The sequence below is a fragment of the Pseudomonas sp. 21615526 genome (genome assembly GCF_013386245.1).
Classification (GTDB): Bacteria; Pseudomonadota; Gammaproteobacteria; order Pseudomonadales; family Pseudomonadaceae; genus Aquipseudomonas.
Genome location: NZ_JACAOM010000112.1, coordinates 1 through 868 on the forward strand (window position 1 = coordinate 1; position 868 = coordinate 868).

Consider the following 868-nt stretch of genomic DNA (forward strand, 5'->3'; position numbering starts at 1 on the left):
TCCTTGATCTCCAACCCCGCCACACCCACATCCAACGCCAACCCCACATACGTCCCCTTGCCCAAAAACCTCGACGTCTCGGCAATGCTGCGAATCCGCTGCGTGTAGCCCACGATTTCACTCTTGTGCAGATAACTCTTGGTGGAAATACCCAGTACTTTTTTCAGTGACTTATTGGTTTTCAGGCTCGTGCCAAATCGCGCCGCACCTTGAAGTTGAGTATCCAAGCGCCGGAACAACATCTGCCGCTTCTGGATAAACGCTTTCTTATTCAAGGCTCCATCCTTGAGTTGTTGATGCAAACGCTCAATTTCTTCCAGAGTGCGCTGAACCTCGTCCAGGTGTCGCCCCCAGGCCGCCGTCGAACTGCCGACTCCCACCGAGCTATAAGCCAATAAACTCTGGAATAGATCATAGTTATTGATCACCGCCGCCCCAGCCGAGGCATCCAACTCCAGATTGCGCTGAATCTCCTGGGCATGGCGCATCAACCATGCATCATCAGTAGTGCAAGCCACAGCGTAGGCATCGGGAACGATCACCATCTGCCCCGGCGTCACCAGGCTTGTCTGGCGCAAATGCGGGTTCAACGCGTCGAATTGATCGGAGAGTTGCCGACTGGACCCGGTCAGCAAGCGGGACTTCAAGCTGAGGTAGTCCGTGGTGCGGTCATTGATGTATCCCTGCGCCATCACTTACATCCCTGATGTAATAGATATGGCGCAGGAATATAGGCAGGCGAACACGGCCCGGACACAAGGTTGGAACAGCTGAAATTACATTTGGGAAATCACCTACCTGGCAGGTAATCAAGGCCTACAAAAAATCGTCGGACTCAATACCCCGTCATCTCCAGATACCCCACCCC

1 protein-coding gene is annotated in these 868 nt (G+C 53.7%); it reads right to left on the minus strand.

Annotated features, from left to right (window positions below; translation table 11 throughout):
* Positions 1-692 (minus strand): hypothetical protein (locus HX786_RS26425; RefSeq protein WP_178912814.1); only part of this gene is annotated, 692 nt, incomplete at its 3' end.
* Positions 693-868: the final 176 nt, after the last annotated feature.